This window comes from Streptomyces bathyalis (assembly GCF_015910445.1).
Classification (GTDB): domain Bacteria; phylum Actinomycetota; class Actinomycetes; order Streptomycetales; family Streptomycetaceae; genus Streptomyces; species Streptomyces bathyalis.
In genome coordinates this window covers 1,346,222-1,364,211 of sequence record NZ_CP048882.1, presented here as the reverse complement: position 1 = coordinate 1,364,211, position 17,990 = coordinate 1,346,222, and the positions used below count along the sequence as shown (strand labels likewise).

At 68.7% G+C, this 17,990-nt stretch carries 11 protein-coding genes; 10 read left to right on the top strand and 1 reads right to left on the bottom strand.

Going from position 1 to position 17,990, the window contains the following annotated elements; translation table 11 throughout:
- Nucleotides 1–148: 148 nt before the first annotated feature.
- Nucleotides 149–1,678, bottom strand: a complete 1,530-nt coding sequence (locus G4Z16_RS05985; RefSeq protein WP_197349564.1) for a helix-turn-helix domain-containing protein — start codon at nt 1,676–1,678, stop codon at nt 149–151.
- A gap of 405 nt (nt 1,679–2,083) precedes the next feature.
- On the opposite strand from G4Z16_RS05985, the gene G4Z16_RS05980 reads away from it, so the two are divergent.
- From G4Z16_RS05980 to G4Z16_RS05935, 10 genes are all read left to right on the top strand, one after another.
- Complete coding sequence (locus G4Z16_RS05980; protein WP_197349563.1) at nt 2,084–4,897, top strand: aconitate hydratase; 2,814 nt, start codon at nt 2,084–2,086, stop codon at nt 4,895–4,897.
- Nucleotides 4,898–5,295: 398 nt separating this feature from the next.
- Complete coding sequence (gene ngcE, locus G4Z16_RS05975; RefSeq protein WP_197349562.1) at nt 5,296–6,720, top strand: N-acetylglucosamine/diacetylchitobiose ABC transporter substrate-binding protein; 1,425 nt, start codon at nt 5,296–5,298, stop codon at nt 6,718–6,720.
- 50 nt (nt 6,721–6,770) lie between these two features.
- Complete coding sequence (locus G4Z16_RS05970) at nt 6,771–7,694, top strand: carbohydrate ABC transporter permease (protein ID WP_197349561.1); 924 nt, start codon at nt 6,771–6,773, stop codon at nt 7,692–7,694.
- Nucleotides 7,694–8,629, top strand: a complete 936-nt coding sequence (locus G4Z16_RS05965) for a carbohydrate ABC transporter permease (protein ID WP_197349560.1) — start codon at nt 7,694–7,696, stop codon at nt 8,627–8,629. The genes G4Z16_RS05970 and G4Z16_RS05965 overlap by 1 nt, the downstream gene beginning before the upstream one ends.
- A 259-nt stretch (nt 8,630–8,888) precedes the next feature.
- Complete coding sequence (locus G4Z16_RS05960; RefSeq protein WP_197354193.1) at nt 8,889–10,142, top strand: ROK family transcriptional regulator; 1,254 nt, start codon at nt 8,889–8,891, stop codon at nt 10,140–10,142.
- Between the two features lie 211 nt (nt 10,143–10,353).
- On the top strand, nt 10,354–11,445 hold the full coding sequence (locus G4Z16_RS05955; protein WP_197349558.1) for a substrate-binding domain-containing protein: 1,092 nt from the start codon (nt 10,354–10,356) through the stop codon (nt 11,443–11,445).
- A gap of 120 nt (nt 11,446–11,565) precedes the next feature.
- Nucleotides 11,566–12,333 (top strand): ATP-binding cassette domain-containing protein, encoded by a 768-nt coding sequence (locus G4Z16_RS05950; RefSeq protein ID WP_425508147.1) that lies wholly within the window; start codon nt 11,566–11,568, stop codon nt 12,331–12,333.
- On the top strand, nt 12,330–13,643 hold the full coding sequence (locus tag G4Z16_RS05945) for a sugar ABC transporter permease (protein ID WP_197349555.1): 1,314 nt from the start codon (nt 12,330–12,332) through the stop codon (nt 13,641–13,643). Before G4Z16_RS05950 ends, G4Z16_RS05945 begins: the two co-directional genes overlap by 4 nt.
- Nucleotides 13,644–14,391: 748 nt before the next feature.
- Nucleotides 14,392–16,302, top strand: coding sequence for a 1-deoxy-D-xylulose-5-phosphate synthase (gene dxs / locus G4Z16_RS05940; protein WP_197354192.1), 1,911 nt, complete (start codon nt 14,392–14,394; stop codon nt 16,300–16,302).
- A gap of 148 nt (nt 16,303–16,450) precedes the next feature.
- Entirely contained in the window at nt 16,451–17,974 is a 1,524-nt protein-coding gene (locus tag G4Z16_RS05935) for a glycosyltransferase family 39 protein (RefSeq protein ID WP_197349553.1), read from the top strand.
- Nucleotides 17,975–17,990 lie beyond the last annotated feature (16 nt).

Genomic DNA, 17,990 nt, shown 5'->3' with positions numbered 1-17,990 from the left:
GCCTGTGCCCGGACGTGGCCCGGTCCGTGCACAGGCATGAAGGACACCCGGGATCAGCTCAAAGTCCCAGAGAAGTCCCAGGGATGCCACCGTGCCCTGTCTCTCCCATTTCTTAGCAGGTCAGGCAGGGTGCGATGCCGTCCATCGATCAGATGTCGCGGAACGTCTCGATCTGCGCGCCGACTTCGTTGAGCCGCTCGGCGAGGTCCTCGTAACCGCGGTTGATCACATAGACGTTGCGCAGCACGGAGGTCCCCTCGGCCGCCAGCATCCCCAGCAGCACGACGACCGCCGGCCGCAGCGCGGGCGGGCACATCATCTCCGCCGCCCGCCAGCGCGTCGGGCCCTCGACCAGGACCCGGTGCGGGTCGAGGAGTTGGAGCCGTCCGCCGAGGCGGTTCAGGTCGGTGAGGTAGATGGCGCGGTTGTCGTAGACCCAGTCGTGGATGAGCGTCTGCCCCTCCGCGACGGCGGCGATCGCCGCGAAGAACGGGACGTTGTCGATGTTGATGCCGGGGAAGGGCATCGGGTGGATCTTGTCCGCCGGCGCCTCCAGCTTGGAGGGGCGCACGGTCAGGTCGACCAGGCGCGTACGGCCGTTGTCCGCCGCGTACTCCGGGCTGCGGTCGGTGTCGAGGCCCATCTCGTCCAGCACCGCGAGTTCGATCTCCAGGAACTCCACCGGCACCCGGCAGACGGTCAGTTCGGAACCGGTGACGACCGCGGCCGCCAGCAGGCTCATCGCCTCCACCGGGTCCTCGGAGGGGGAGTAGTCGACGTCGACGTCGATCTCCGCGACACCGTGCACGGTCAGCGTCGTCGTGCCGATGCCCTCGACCTTGACGCCGAGCTGCTCCAGGAAGAAGCACAGGTCCTGGACCATGTAGTTGGAGGAGGCGTTGCGGATCACCGTGACGCCCTCGTGCCGGGCCGCGGCCAGCAGAGCGTTCTCGGTGACGGTGTCACCGCGCTCGGTCAGCACGATGGGCCCCCCGGGCGTGACGGAGCTCTCCACCACCGCGTGGTACAGGCCCTCGGTCGCCGTGATCTCCAGACCGAACCGGCGCAGGGCGATCATGTGCGGCTGCACGGTGCGCGTTCCGAGGTCGCATCCGCCCGCGTACGGGATGCGGAACTGGTCCACGCGGTGCAGCAGCGGACCGAGGAACATGATGATGCTGCGGGTGCGGCGCGCGGCGTCCGCGTCGATGGCCTCCAGGTCCAGCTCCGCGGGGGGCACGATCTCCAGATCGGCGCCGTCGTTGATCCACCGGGCGCGGACGCCGATGGAGGAGAGCACCTCGAGGATGCGGAAGACCTCTTCGATCCTGGCGACGCGGCGCAGCACCGTACGCCCGGAGTTGAGGAGCGAGGCGCACAAAAGGGCGACGCACGCGTTCTTGCTCGTCTTGACGTCGATGCTGCCGGACAAGCGGCGCCCGCCGACGACGCGCAGGTGCATCGGGCCGGAGTAGCCGAGCGAGACGATCTCACTGTCGAGCGCCTCGGAGATGCGCGCGATCATCTCAAGACTGATGTTCTGGTTTCCCCGCTCGATCCGGTTCACCGCGCTTTGGCTCGTGCCCAGGGCTTCGGCGAGCTTCACTTGTGTCCAGCCCCGGTGCTGACGGGCGTCGCGAATGAGTTGCCCGATGCGGGCCAGGTAGTCATCAGTCATGCGTTGAGAATATCTCACATGTGAGATGTCTACGCACCGAGGGTGTGTCCGTGCGGCTGACGTGCGGGGCAGTACGGCGTGAGGCCGGCCCGGCACGGAGCGCAGCGCCGGGTGTCGGCGGGTGTCAGGGCGGGCTCCCGGGTCCCGGAATCCCGTGTACGCCCCGGGCGCGGCGGCGATCGCTTCCTGCACCCCGCATGACCCTGCGGCGCACGTGTACTAGAGTTATCTCGACATCGAGATAACTTGCCGGAGTGCGCACAGCATGAGCACGCGCACCACATTCGACCGCAGCCGAGCAAGGCTTGCACGGCACGCCCGCCGCTTGCCCACAAGCTTCGCCCGCTGAGGGGTCTCGGGCCGCAGGGCCAGGGGACGGATGCCAACGCACTGAAGGAGACTGTCGTGTCGGCGAACAGCTTCGACGCCCGCAGCACGCTGCAGGTGGGCGACGAGTCGTACGAGATCTTCAAGCTGGACAAGGTGGAGGGCTCCGCGCGCCTCCCGTACAGCCTGAAGGTCCTGCTGGAGAACCTCCTCCGCACCGAGGACGGCGCTAACATCACCGCCGACCACATCCGCGCCCTGGGCGGGTGGGACGCGAATGCCAAGCCCAGCCAGGAGATCCAGTTCACGCCCGCCCGCGTGATCATGCAGGACTTCACGGGCGTGCCCTGCGTGGTGGACCTCGCGACCATGCGTGAGGCCGTCAAGGAGCTGGGCGGCGACGCGGACCGCATCAACCCCCTCGCCCCCGCCGAGCTGGTCATCGACCACTCCGTGATCGCCGACAAGTTCGGCACGGCCAGCGCCTTCGCTCAGAACGTCGAGCTGGAGTACGGGCGCAACCGCGAGCGCTACCAGTTCCTGCGCTGGGGCCAGACCGCCTTCGACGAGTTCAAGGTCGTCCCGCCCGGCACCGGCATCGTCCACCAGGTCAACATCGAGCACCTCGCCCGCACGGTCATGGTGCGAGGCGGCCAGGCCTACCCCGACACCCTCGTGGGCACCGACTCGCACACGACCATGGTCAACGGCCTCGGCGTGCTCGGCTGGGGCGTCGGCGGCATCGAGGCGGAGGCGGCCATGCTCGGGCAGCCGGTCTCGATGCTCATCCCGCGCGTCGTGGGCTTCAAGCTCACCGGCTCGCTGCCGACCGGCACCACCGCCACCGACCTCGTGCTGACGATCACCGAGATGCTGCGCAAGCACGGTGTCGTCGGGAAGTTCGTGGAGTTCTACGGCGAGGGCGTCGGCGCGGTGCCGCTGGCCAACCGCGCGACGATCGGCAACATGTCGCCGGAGTTCGGCTCCACCGCCGCGATCTTCCCGATCGACGGGGAGACCATCAACTACCTGAAGCTCACCGGCCGTTCGGAGGCCCAGCTCCAGCTCGTCGAGGCGTACGCCAAGGAGCAGGGCATGTGGCACGACCCGGCGCACGAGCCCGAGTACAGCGAGTACCTGGAGCTGGACCTCGCCAGCGTCGTGCCGTCGATCGCCGGCCCCAAGCGCCCGCAGGACCGCATCGCGCTCTCCGGGGCGAAGCAGCAGTTCCTGGCGGACCTGCCGAACTACGTCGCGGACGCCGGCGGCGCCGCGGACGGGGCCCCGAAGACCTCGGCGTCCCCCGTCGACGAGGCGAGCTCCGAGTCCTTCCCGGCGAGCGACGCCCCTGCCTACGGCCACCTGGACAACGGCAGCGGCGTGCCGCAGCACGCCGCCATCGGCGCGGACGCGGACAGCGGCCCGACCAAGCGCGTGCAGGTCACCGGCCCGGACGGCAACTCGTACGAGATCGACCACGGCGCCGTCGCGGTCGCGGCGATCACCTCCTGCACCAACACCTCCAACCCGTACGTGATGGTGGGCGCGGCGCTGGTGGCCAAGAAGGCGGTCGAGAAGGGCCTCACGCGCAAGCCGTGGGTCAAGACCACCCTGGCCCCGGGCTCCCAGGTCGTCATGGACTACTACGACCGCGCGGGCCTCACCCCGTACCTGGACAAGCTCGGCTTCAACCTCGTCGGCTACGGCTGCACGACCTGCATCGGCAACTCCGGTCCGCTGCCGGAGGAGATCTCGCAGGCCGTCAACGACAACGACCTCGCCGTCGTGTCCGTCCTCTCCGGAAACCGGAACTTCGAGGGCCGGATCAACCCGGACGTGAAGATGAACTACCTCGCGTCCCCGCCGCTGGTCGTGGCCTACGCGATCGCCGGTTCGATGAAGGTGGACATCACCACTGAGCCGCTGGGCACCGACCAGGACGGCAACCCGGTGTACCTCGCCGACCTGTGGCCCTCCGAGCAGGAGGTCGAGGAGGTCGTGGCCTCGGCCATCGGCCAGGAGATGTACACGAAGGGCTACACCGACGTCTTCGCGGGCGACGACCAGTGGCAGGCGCTGCCGGTGCCGACCGGGAACACCTTCGAGTGGGACCCGGAGTCCACCTACGTGCGCAAGCCCCCGTACTTCGACGGCATGGGCACCGAGCCCGCCCCCGTCGAGGACATCTCGGGCGCGCGCGTGCTGGCCAAGCTGGGCGACTCGGTGACCACCGACCACATCTCGCCGGCCGGTGCGATCAAGGCCGACACCCCCGCCGGCAAGTACCTCACGGAGCACGGTGTCGAGCGCCGCGACTTCAACAGCTACGGCTCGCGGCGCGGCAACCACGAGGTGATGATCCGCGGGACGTTCGCCAACATCCGGTTGCGCAACCAGATCGCGGAGGGCACCGAGGGCGGCTACACCCGTGACTTCACGCAGCAGGACGCGCCGGTCTCCTTCATCTACGACGCCTCGCAGAACTACCAGTCGCAGGGCATCCCGCTGGTCGTCCTGGCGGGCAAGGAGTACGGCTCCGGCTCGTCCCGCGACTGGGCGGCCAAGGGCACCGCGCTGCTGGGTGTCAAGGTCGTCATCGCCGAGTCCTACGAGCGCATCCACCGCTCGAACCTGATCGGCATGGGCGTGCTGCCGCTCCAGTTCCCCGAGGGGCAGAGCGCCGAGTCGCTGGGGCTGACCGGGGAGGAGACCTTCAGCTTCTCCGGGATCACCGCTCTCAACGACGGCGGCATCCCCGCGACGGTCGGGGTCAGCACGGAGACGGGCGTCTCCTTCGACGCGACCGTACGCATCGACACCCCTGGTGAGGCCGACTACTACCGCAACGGCGGGATCATGCAGTACGTACTGCGCTCGCTGATCAACGCGTAGCACCGGCCCGCCCGTCCCGGGGAGGGGCGGGCAGCGAGGGCACAGGCGGGTGCCGGGAAACGACCCCGGCACCCGCCGCCCGTGTTCCCTCCCCCAGAGCCTTCGGCCTGGGAGGTGCCCCCAGGCCGCGTCGGCCTTCCCCGTGCCTCCAGGAATCCGCCAGGTCTCAACTCGGGAAAGACTCACCATTCGGGTTGTTTTGATCTTGCCCTGTTGACGGCAAGTGGACTATACCTGTCGGCACCTCACGAGGGCCCGTGCACGCGGCGCTCCCGGCGGTAGCGAAAACGATCAACTCAGCTTCAACTGACCCGCGGTGTCGGGCTGTTCGCCGGTGGGCGAGTCCTCGGGAGACCCCGGAACACCGCCTGAGTCCTGGAGAAGGCGAGGACTTGAGCATGGGATCCAACCACGTCAACCGCCGTAATCTGATCAAGCAGGCAGCCGCAGCCGGCCTGATAGCCGTCCCCGCCGTCGGAGCGCTCACTTCCTGCGCCAGCGGAAGCGGTGAGGACAACAAGGTCGAGAAGGGCAAGAAGACCAAGGACAACCCGCTCGGCGTGAACAAGAGCGCCGCGCTGGAGATCTACATCTTCGACGGGGGCTTCGGCACCAAGTACGCCAAGGACGCCCAGGCCGTCTACGAGAAGAACTTCCCCAAGGCCAAGACCAAGCTGAAGTCGACCCAGAAGATCCAGTCCGTACTTCAGCCCCGCTTCAACGGCGGCACCCCGCCGGACCTGATCGACAACTCGGGCGCCGAGCAGATGGACATGGGCGTCCTGGTGGGCAAGAAGCAGCTCACCGACCTCACGGACCTGCTCGACGCACCCTCCATCGACGACCCGAGCAAGAAGGTGCGCGACACCCTGCGCCCCGGCGTGGTCGAGATGGGCCAGTTCGACGGCAGCCCGGTGTGGATCATGTACTACGCCTACACCGTGTACGGCGTCTGGTACTCCCAGAAGGCGCTCGACAAGCTCGACGCGGAGTACCCGGAGAACTGGGACGACATGCTCGCCCTCTGCGCCAAGGCGAAGAAGAAGGGCATGGCCGGCTGGACGTACGCGGGCAAGCACCCGTACTACCTGCCCTTCAGCCTGTACCCCTTCATGGCCAAGATCGGCGGCCCGAAGGTTCTCGAGGCCATCGACAACCTGGAGCCCGGCGCCTGGAAGCAGCCGGCGGTCAAGGCGGCCCTCGAGGCGTACTACGAGCTGTACAAGAAGGGCTACATCCTCGACGGCACCCCGGGCCTGGACCACATCGAGTCGCAGACCGCGTGGAACGAGGGCAAGGCGCTGTTCATCCCGAACGGCTCCTGGGTGGAGAACGAGGCGAAGAAGACCACGCCGAAGGACTTCGAGATGCGGGTGGCCGCGCCCTCCGGCCTGGACAGCGGCGACAAGCTGCCCTTCGGCACGCTGTGGGCCTCCGGCGGCGAGCCGTTCATCGTGCCCGCCAAGGCCAAGAACCCCGCAGGCGGCATGGAGCAGTTGCGGATCATGCTCGGTGAGGCGTCCTCGAAGAACTTCACCAAGCAGGTCTCCTCGCTGACGTCCTTCAACGGCGGCACCGAGGGCCTGACGCTGCCCCCGGGCCTGCAGTCGGCCGTGGACGCGCTGGACAAGGCGGGCAAGAACATCGTCAACCCCCGCATCCAGGACTGGTACGTGGCCCTCCAGAAGGAGAAGATCGGCGTGGCCTGCCTGGGCGAGATGATGGCCGGACGCATGACCCCGGCCGAAACGATCAAGAAGGCCCAGAAGTACACCGACGAAGCGCGCGAAGACGACTCCATCACGCACTACAAGCACAACTGAACAATCGTCACCAGCGGCGGCAGGCCACAGCGGATCGGAGTCGGTGAGTAATGGAGCACGGCAAGTACCGGTTCATCGTGGGGTTCTTGATCGTTCCCCTCACGATCTACGCGGTCTTTGTCATCTGGCCGTTTGCCCAGTCGATCTACTATTCGTTCACCGACTGGACCGGACTGAGTCCGGACTTCAAGATGGTCGGCTTCGACAACTACATCAAGCTGTTCAGCGACGAGGTCTTCTGGAAGTCGCTGCAGCACAGCTTGTTGTTCCTTCTGCTGCTGCCGCTGGTGACGATCAGCCTCGCGCTGTTCTTCGCATTCATGATCAACGTCGGGGGGAGGCGGCGGAAGAACTCCGCCGTCTCCGGCGTTCGTGGATCCAGCTTCTACAAGATCGTCTACTTCTTCCCGCAGGTGCTGTCGATCGCCATCGTCGCCCTGCTCTTCCGCTTCGCCTACAACCCGCGCAGCGGCTCGCTCAACGCGGCGCTGGACGCGGTGGGTCTCTCCGCGCTGAAGACGGCGTGGCTGGGCGACCCGGAAACGGCGCTGTGGGCGGTCATGGCCGTCATGGTGTGGAGCACGGTCGGCTTCTTCGTCGTGCTCTTCTCGGCCGCCATGACGTCCATACCGCGTGACTACTACGAGGCCGCGCTGCTGGACGGGGCCGACCGGATCACCACGTTCTTCCGGATCACTCTGCCCCTGCTGTGGGACACCGTGCAGTCCGGCTGGATCTACATGGGAATCCTGGCGCTGGGTGCCGAGGCGTTCGCGGTGGTGCAGATCATGACCACCGGTCCGGGCGGTCCTGCCTACTCCACCACCGTGCTGCCGCTGTACGTGTACCTGAAGGCATTCCGCGACGGGCAGGCCGCATACGCCACCACGATCGGCGTGGCGCTGCTCGTGGTCACTCTGGCCTTCGCGGCCGTCGTACTGAAACTGGGTCGCCGCGAGAGGCTGGAGTACTGATGAAGACCACCGGCACCCTTCCCGAGGACCGCGAGACCGAGACGGTGAGCACCGTCCTCACCGGCGACCCGCTGCGCGGCACCGCCGACGAGGAGAGCAAGAAGGGCACGGAGGGCAGGACGCTCAACGTCTTCTCGCACGGGATGCTCGTGCTGTGGGCCGTGATGGTGGTGATGCCGCTCCTGTGGGCGGTGATGACCTCCTTCAAGGACGACAAGAGCATCTTCACCTCGCCGTGGTCACCGCCGTCCACGCTCAACTTCGACAACTGGTCGCGCGCCTGGAGCCAGGCGCACATGAGCGAGTACTTCTTCAACACCCTTCTGGTGGTGGGCGGTTCACTCATCGGCACCATGCTCCTCGGCAGCATGGTGGCGTACGTGCTGGCACGGTTCGACTTTCCCGGGAACCGCTTCTTCTACTTCCTGTTCATCGGCGGGATGAGCTTCCCGATCATCCTGGCTCTCGTGCCGCTGTTCTACGTGATGAGCAACACCGGGCTGCTGAACACCCGGCACGGTCTGATCCTGGCGTACATCGCGTACTCCCTGCCGTTCACCACGTTCTTCCTGACCTCGTTCTTCCGCTCGCTGCCGACGTCGGTGGCGGAGGCGGCGCTCATCGACGGTGCCTCGCACACCCGGACGTTCTTCCAGGTGATGCTGCCGATGGCGAAGCCCGGTCTGATCAGCGTGGGCATCTTCAACTTCCTCGGGCAGTGGAACCAGTACATGCTGCCCACGGTGCTCAACACCGATCCGGACCAGCGGGTGCTCACACAGGGACTGGTCGAACTGGCCGCCAGCCAGGGCTACAAGGGCGACTGGTCGGGCCTGTTCGCCGGTCTGGTGATGGCGATGCTGCCGGTGCTGGCGGCGTACATCATCTTCCAGCGGCAGGTGGTGGCAGGACTGACCGCGGGTGCGCTGAAGTAGGGATTCACGGCGGGGCGCCGTCAAGTAATCCACTCAGCACGGGCGGGACCGCCGGGTCCGAGCCCGGGTGAGGGCTGTCCGCTCACCCTCCGTAGAATCCCCCACATGTGAGCGCCCACCTCGTTCAAGGTCTTGACGGGAGAGAACCGCTCGGGCTCTGCTTGGAGTTCAGGTGTTGGAGACATGCCGTTTCCCGAAGACTCGGTACGGCGGACGGTCCGATGGTCGCGCCGGCCGTCGAGGCGGGAGTGAATCAGTGGTGGAGACTCCGGGGTCGCAGTCCTCGCTGCACCGGGCGAACCTCGAGCGGGTCGTGCGGGCGGTACGCATGGCGGGCTCGCTCACCCAGGCGGAGATCGCCCGCACCACGGGGCTGTCCGCGGCGACGGTCTCCAACATCGTCCGGGAGCTCAAGGAGAGCGGAACCGTCCAGGTCACGCCCACCTCGGCGGGCGGGCGCAGGGCGCGTGCGGTGTCGCTGAGCGGCGACGCGGGCGCCGTCGTCGGAGTCGACTTCGGGCACTCGCATCTGCGTGTCGCCGTGGGCAATCTCGCGCACCAGGTGCTGGCCGAGGAGGCCGAGCCCATCGACGTGGACGCCTCGGCCGACGAAGGCTTCGACCGGGCCGAGCAGCTCGTGCACCGGCTCATCGCCACCACCGGCATCAGCCGCGAGAAGCTGATCGGCGTGGGGCTCGGCGTCCCCGGGCCGATCGATGTGGAGACCGGTGAGCTGGGATCGACGTCCATCCTCCCCGGCTGGAGCGGCACACACCCGCGTGAGGAGCTGGCCTCGCGGCTCGGCGTGCCTGTGCACGTCGACAACGACGCCAACCTCGGCGCCCTGGGCGAGCAGGTGTGGGGCAACGGGCGGGGCGCGACGGACCTGGCGTACATCAAGGTCGCCAGCGGTGTCGGCGCCGGCCTCGTCATCAACGGGCAGATCTACCGCGGTCCCGGCGGCACGGCGGGCGAGATCGGCCACATCACCCTGGACGAGTCGGGCCCGGTCTGCCGCTGCGGCAACCGCGGCTGCCTTGAAACCTTCACCGCGGCCCGCTACGTACTGCCACTTCTGCACTCCAGCCACGGCACCGACCTGACCATGGCGCGGGTGGTCCAGCTGGCGCGCGAGGGGGACCCCGGGTGCCGGAGGGTGGTCGGCGACCTCGGCCGCCACATCGGCAGCGGCGTCGCCAACCTCTGCAACCTGCTCAACCCCAGCCGCGTCGTCCTCGGCGGCGATCTCGCCGAGGCGGGCGACGTGGTGCTCGGGCCCGTGCGCGACTCCGTCGCGCGGTACGCGATCCCCAGCGCCGCCCGCCAGTTGACGGTGGTTCCGGGCACCCTCGGCGGCCGTGCGGAGGTGCTGGGCGCGCTGGCCCTGGTGCTCAGCGAGATGGGAGACGCGACGCTCCTGGAGCCCTCGGCCGCCGTACCGGCAAGACGGGCCTCGGGCGACGTCGACGGTGAACGCAGAGCGCCCGTCGGGGCCGTCGCGGCGTCCGTCTGACGAACGGGACGGCAGGCGGAAACGGCTGCCCTTCGCCTCCGCTCCGGATCCGCACGGACACACACCGTGGCCTTATGGGTTCATGGAGATAACGGATGGCATCGTTGCCGTCTCGTTAATGATTTACTTCTTGACGCCTGGCTGACCTGGGAGTTGACTTCCGACCACCTCGGCCGCAACGACGCGGCCTCGTCAGGGAGGTTGGAACCCCATGAACGCAAAGCTGCGTCGCGTCGTCATCGGTACGGCAGCCATATCGATGGCCGTGTCCCTCGCGGCCTGTGGCAAGGCCGGAGGCGGTGACGGCGGAAGCGGTGGTGACAACAAGACCATCGGTCTGCTGCTGCCGGAGAACAAGACGACTCGTTACGAGACCTTCGACCGTCCCATCATGACGGACAAGATCAAGTCCCTCTGCAAGGACTGCAAGGTCAAGTACAACAACGCCAACCAGGACTCCGAGCTTCAGAAGAAGCAGTTCGACGCGCTCATCGCCCAGGGCGTCAAGACGATCATCCTGGACGCCGTCGACGCCCAGGCCACCAAGTCGTGGGTGGACCGCGCGGCGAAGAAGGACGTCAAGGTCGTCGCGTACGACCGCCTCGCCGAGGGCGACATCTCCGCCTACATCTCCTACGACAACGAGCGGATCGGCGAACTGCAGGGCCAGGGCCTGGTCGAGGCGCTGGGCGACAAGGCCAAGGACGCCAACGTCGTCATGATCAACGGCTCGCCGACCGACCCGAACGCGCCGCTGTTCAAGAAGGGCGCCCACAGCGTCCTCGACGACAAGGTCAAGAAGGTCGTCTATGAGCAGGACATCCCGGACTGGTCGCCGGACGAGGCGAACAAGAAGATGGGCGCCGCCATCACCAAGCTCGGCAAGGACGGCTTCGACGGCGTCTACGCCGCCAACGACGGCATGGCCGGCGGTGTCTCCACCGCGATGAAGAAGCAGGGCGTCAAGGACGTCCCGCTCGGTGGCCAGGACGCCGAACTCGCCGGTCTGCAGCGGATCATCAAGGGCGACCAGACGCTGACGATCTACAAGGCGATCAAGCCGCAGGCGGAGACCACGACCGAGATCGCGGTGGCTCTGCTCCAGGGCAAGAAGATCGACGAGTTCACGCCGAAGAAGGTCGACAGCAAGAGCAAGAAGGGCGTCCCCGCCCAGCTGTACGACGCCAAGATCGTGACCAAGGACAACATCCAGGACACGATCCTCAAGGACAAGGTCTACAAGGTCGACCAGATCTGCACCCCGCAGTTCAAGAAGGCCTGCGACGCGGCCGGTCTGAAGTAACCACCGGGGTCGCCGGAGCCGCGGCCCCTCTCCCTGAATGAATCGCAGGCCGCCGCCCCCGCCGTGAGCGGGGGCGGCTCCTGACGGAAGATCGGAGTTGGCCCAGTGGCGAAGGAAACCGTGCTGGCGCTGCGCGGGATCTCCAAGCGGTTCGGTGCCGTCCAGGCACTCACCGACGTTGATCTGGAAGTACGGCCCGGCGAGGTGGTCGCCCTCGTCGGCGACAACGGCGCCGGCAAATCGACCCTCGTCAAGACGATCGCGGGCGTTCACCCCATCGACGAGGGCGGCATCGAATGGGAGGGCAGGCCGGTCACGATCAACCGGCCCCACGACGCCCAGGAGCTCGGCATCGCCACCGTGTACCAGGACCTGGCGCTCTGCGACAACCTCGACGTCGTCGCCAACCTCTTCCTCGGCAACGAGGCACGCCACGCCTCCATCCTCGACGAGATCGCGATGGAGAAGCGGGCGATGGAGCTGCTGGACACGCTCTCCATCCGCATCCCGAGCGTCCGCATCCCCGTCGCCTCGCTCTCCGGTGGACAGCGGCAGGTCGTCGCCATCGCACGCGCGCTCATCGGCGACCCGAAGGTCGTGATCCTGGACGAGCCGACCGCGGCACTCGGCGTCGAGCAGACCGCGCAGGTCCTCGACCTGGTCGAGCGGCTGCGGGAACGCGGCCTCGCCGTCATCCTCATCAGCCACAACATGGCCGACGTGCAGGCTGTCGCCGACCGTGTCGCGGTGCTGCGCCTCGGCCGCAACAACGGCGTGTTCGACGTGGCGACCACCTCCCACGAGGAGGTCATCGCGGCGATCACCGGCGCCTCCGACAACGCGGTCACCCGCCGCCAGGCCCGTACCGAGAAGGAGACGGCGCAGTGAGCGACACCGTCGACAAGGAGCGCGGCAGCGAGGCCGCGAACGCGAAGGAAGCGGCACCCGCGAACGGCGACGCCGGGAACGGCGGCGCCGACCGCGTGGTCGACCCCCGCCTGCTCGTGCGCGAACAGGGCTTCGCGGGCTATCTGACGGAGTTCAAGCGCAAGGTCCGCGGTGGTGAGCTCGGCTCGCTGCCCGTCGTCCTCGGCCTGATCGCCATCGCCGTCATCTTCCAGTCGCTGAACGGGAACTTCCTCTCCGCAGGCAGCCTCAGCGACATCAGCATCTACATCGCCGGTACCGGGATCATGGCCACCGGCATCGTCTTCGTCCTGCTCCTGGGGGAGATCGACCTCTCGGTCGGTTCCGTCGCGGGTGTCGGGGCGGCCGTGTGGGCGGTGCTGAGCGTCACGCACGACGTCAACGACTGGCTGGCGGTGCTGATCGCGATCGTCTCCGGTCTGGCCATCGGCGCGCTGCACGGCTTCTTCTTCGCCAAGGTCGGCGTTCCCGCATTCGTGGTCACGCTGGCCGGGTTCCTCGGGTGGAGCGGTCTGCAGATCTGGCTCATGGGCCAGGAAGGCAGCATCAACACCCCCGAGAGCAGCGTCGTCGAGGATCTGACCGGCTACTACTTCGAGGACATCGCCGCCGCGTACGGACTGGCCCTCGTCGCCGTACTCGCCTACGCCGCCGCCCTGCTGGTGGACGCCAAGCGGCGCCGGGCGGCCAAGCTGCCGTCGCGTCCGGTCAGCGAGATCGTGGTGCGCACCGTGGTGGTGGCGGTGGTGGCCTTCGTCGCCGCGTACGTGCTCAACCAGTCGCGCGGCCTGCCGCTGGCGCTCGTGCTCTTCCTGGCGGTGCTCGTCATCGCCGACTTCGCGGTGCGGCGCACGACGTACGGACGGCAGATCTTCGCCGTCGGCGGCAACGCCGAGGCGGCCCGACGGGCCGGTATCAACGTGGAGCGGGTCCGCATCACCGTCTTCGGCATCGCGGGCATGCTGGCCGCGTTCGGCGGACTGTTCATCGCCAGCCTCTCCGGCGGCGCCACCAAGAGCCTCGGCGCCGGCAACACGCTGATGAACGTCATCGCCGCGGCCGTCATCGGCGGCACCAGCCTCTTCGGCGGGCGAGGCAAGATCTGGTCCGCGCTGCTGGGCATCCTGGTCATCCAGTCCATCCAGCAGGGCCTGAACCTGCTGGGCATGGCCAGCGAGATCCAGTACATGATCACCGGCGCGGTGCTGCTGGCCGCGGTGGTCATCGACTCCGTGTCGCGGCGTACGCAGAAGACGGCCGGACGCACCTAGCCGGACGCACCTGGACCGGCCGCATTCGCAGCAGCTCCGAAGCGGCGGAGGGGGGTTCTCCGGGACCCGCCTCCGAACGCTTCCGCCCGGGACCACGGTCCCGGTACCGCCCCTCCTGGGCCCGGGGCGGTGGGGCCTCCGCGGACATGCTCCGCAGGGGCCCCGCGGCGTGCGGCGGGTGCCGACGCGGAACGTGGCCCTGTTGATCCGGCGGAGTGCCCCTCGCCTCAACGAGGCTGCGGGCCGGGCCTTCTGCCGGCCCGTCCGGGGCGGCCGCCTTCCGCTTCGCGCCCGGACCCCCTCGGGCGGTGACAACTCCCGCTGCGCCCGGGACTTTCCCCTGCGGGAAACCGCACACGGGCCGGGAGCGTCCTGTCCGGTGGCAGGCATCGCTCGGCCAGCACCGCCGCGGCCGGTCACCGTTGCGCGGGACGGGGCGCCTCCTGCGGCGCCACGTCCGGAAGGACGCCTCCGTTCCCCGGAAAGGGGGCACTCCGGCGGTGTGCCGGACTTGCTTTCCGCCCGGCAGCCGGGGCCGGCCGCCACTTGTGCCGCGTCCAGACGGGTGATCGATCTCGCACGGCCAGGAGACCCCGTCTGCGGTAGGAACATTAGACTCGACGGATCGGCACAGCTCGATCACGCTCGAAAGCAAGGAGGCACCGTGGATAAGGGGCCGCGCCCAGCGCGTCATCCCGGGTCGGGGGCGGTGGAGTTCCCCAGGGCACAGCGCCGTGGAAGGTGGGATCTGCTGACCCGCATCGAGGGGCCGCGCGACCTGGACCAGCTTTCACCCGAGCAGTTGGAGCAGCTGGCCGGGGAGGTCCGCTCGTTCCTCGTCGACTCGGTCTCCAAGACCGGCGGCCACCTGGGGCCGAACCTGGGCGTGGTGGAGCTGACCATCGCGCTGCACCGGGTGTTCGATTCCCCGAAGGACAAGATCCTCTTCGACACCGGGCACCAGTGCTACGTCCACAAGCTGCTGACCGGACGTCAGGACTTCACCAAGCTCAAGAGCAAGGGCGGCCTCTCCGGCTACCCCTCGCGTGCCGAGTCCGAGCACGACGTCATCGAGAACAGCCACGCCTCCACCGTCCTCGGATGGGCGGACGGCCTCGCGAAGGCCAACGAGCTGCGCCACAGGGACGACCACGTCGTCGCCGTCATCGGTGACGGCGCCCTGACCGGAGGCATGGCCTGGGAGGCGCTGAACAACATCGCCGCCGCCAAGGACCGGCCGCTCGTCATCGTCGTCAACGACAACGAGCGCAGCTACGCACCGACCATCGGCGGCCTCGCCAACCACCTCGCCACGCTGCGCACCACCGACGGCTACGAGCGCTTCCTCGCCCGCGGCAAGGAGGTCCTCAACCGCACGCCCGTCGTCGGCAAGCCGCTGTACGAGACGCTGCACGGCGCCAAGAAGGGCCTGAAGGACTTCATCGCCCCGCAGGGCATGTTCGAGGACCTCGGCCTGAAGTACGTCGGCCCCATCGACGGTCACGACCTCGCCGCCGTCGAGTCCGCCCTCCAGCGCGCCAAGCGCTTCGGCGGCCCCGTGCTCGTGCACTGCCTGACCGAGAAGGGCCGCGGCTACCAGCCCGCCCTGGAGGACGAGGCGGACCAGTTCCACCAGGTCGGCATCATCCACCCCGACACCGGTCTGCCGGTGAAGTCCTCGGGCGCCGACTGGACTTCGGTGTTCGGCGAGGAGATGGTCAAGCTCGGGCGTGAGCGCGAGGACATCGTCGCCATCACCGCCGCGATGATGCGCCCCGTCGGACTGCACGGCTTCGCGGAGGAGTTCCCGGACCGCGTCTACGACGTCGGCATCGCGGAGCAGCACGCCGCCGTCTCCGCGGCGGGCCTGGCCACGGGCGGGATGCACCCCGTCTTCGCCGTCTACGCCACGTTCCTCAACCGTGCCTTCGACCAGCTGCTGATGGACGTCGCGCTCCACAAGTGCGGCGTGACGTTCGTACTGGACCGCGCCGGCGTCACCGGCTCCGACGGGGCCTCGCACAACGGCATGTGGGACATGTCCGTGCTGCAGTGCGTGCCCGGGCTGCGGCTTGCGGCGCCGCGCGACGCCGACCAGGTGCGCGCGCAGCTGCGCGAGGCCGTCGAGGTGGACGACGCCCCGACGGTGGTGCGCTACTCGAAGGGCAAGGTGGGCCCGCCCGTTCCGGCGGTCGGCCGCGTCGGCAGGATGGACGTGCTGCGCAGGCCCGCGGACGTCCAGCGCCCCGACGTGCTGCTGGTGTCGGTGGGCGCGCTCGCCCCGATGTGCCTGGAGATCGCCGACCTCCTCGACAAGCAGGGCATCTCGACGACCGTCGTCGACCCGCGCTGGGTCAAGCCGGTCGACGAGGAGCTGGCGCCCTTCGCCGAGCAGCACCGCGTCGTCGTCACCGTCGAGGACAACGGCCGCTCGGGCGGCGTCGGTTCGGCCGTGGCGCAGGCCCTGCGGGACGCGAACGTCGATGTGCCGCTGCGTGACTTCGGCATCCCCGAGCGCTTCCTCGACCACGGCTCGCGAGCCGACGTGATGGCCGAGATCGGGCTCACCGCGCCCGACATCGCACGTCAGGTGACCGGTCTCGTCGCGAAGCTGGACGGCCGGTACGAGACGGAGACGGCCGAAGCCGCACGCGACTGACGCGCGCACGACCGCCGTTCGCAGGCAGCCGGCCAGGGCGGGCGGCGGAAGGGCGATCAGACGGCCGGCAGGGACGGACCGGACCTCTCAGGGTTCTGGTCCGGCCCTGCCGCATGCACGTTCCGTGCGTCCCGCTAGCTTTGGTGCCATGCCGCCCTCGACCACGACCACGACCAGGGTGCCCGGACCCGGGGACGGCGCTCACGCTCCCACCGGCCGCGCGGTCCCTGCCGGCGTCCAGGGAGGGGGCCGGCGGCAATTCTGGGCGCGCCTGCTGCCCTTGCTGGCGCTGCTGACCGCGGTGACCCGGCTGCCGTCCTTCGCGCGGCCGCTGTGGAATCCCGACGAGGGTTATCTCGCCACGCAGGCACGTCAGTTGGCGGCCGGCGGAACGCTCTACGAGACCGTAGTGGACCGCAAGCCGCCGCTGCTGCCCTGGCTGTACCGGGGTGCGTTCGCGCTCTTCGGCGACCGTTCACTGTGGCCGCTGAGGGTGGCCGCGGTACTCGCCGTGCTGGCCGGTGCGGTGCTGCTCGCCTCCCTCGCGCGCCGCCGCTGGGGTGACCGTGCGGGACGTCTCGCGGGCGTCTGCTACGTCCTCACGTCCGTCGCCCTCGTCCCCGAGGACACCCAGGCGGCCACGTTCGAGGTCTTCATGCTTCCGTGGACGGTTCTCGCCATGTGGTGCGCGGACCGCGGGCGTTGGACGTGGGCGGGCCTCGCGGTCGCGGGAGCGGTGCTCACCAAGCAGACCGGCGGCGCCGTGCTGCTGCCTGTGCTGTGGCTGCTGTGGTCGGCACGAGCCGGCTGGTGGCCCCTGGTGCGGCTGTCCACAAGTACGGCACTTCCGGTACTGGCGGCGGCGCTCCTGTACGGGCCGGCACGCTTCGTCTTCTGGATGGCCACCGGCTCACAGAGCTACCTCTCGGCGGACGGCTCGGTGGGCTACGCGCTCATGCGCGCCCTCGCCAACTGCGGCCTTCTGCTGGCGGGTTGCCTGCCCATGCTGCTCGCGGTGCTCCATGCGTCACGATCCGGCCGCATGCCGGGCAGGACTTCAGACGTGTGGGTGTGGGTGGCGGCCTCGGCGGTGGCGGTGACCGCGGGTTTCCAGTTCTTCGGCCACTACTTCCTCCAACTCACCCCCGGGCTGGCCCTGTTGGCGGCCGCAGCCCTGCAACACCTCACCGTGCGCCCGCTGATCACCCTGCTCGCCGTCAATGCCCTCATCGCCGCGGGCTTCCTCGCCTGGGGGCTGTTCCTCTTCCCGCGCGGCGAACTCGCCCACCAGCAGCGGCTGGCCGCCGAGGTCCGCGGACTGACCGCGCCGACCGATCGTGTGCTGCTGTGGGGCATGCACCCGGAGGGCTACTGGTTCGCCGGACGCACCCCCGCCTCCCGCTATCTCACCGCCGGCTTCCTCACCAACTTCAGCGGCGGACGCACCGGCGCGCGCGTGGGGGAGCGGTATGCGATGGAGGGGGCCTGGCCGCACCTCCGGCGTGAACTGCGAAGCAGGCCACCGGCGTTGATCGTCGACGACTCCCGCGGGAAGCCGTACGCGCTGCCGCGCACGCCGACGCTGCGGTCCTACGTTGCCCTTCAGTACGAGCGGGTGGGAACGGTCGACGGCGCGGTCCTGTACGTCCGTTCAGCCGCCGCGGCCGGTTGAGCGCGGACGCGGGTCC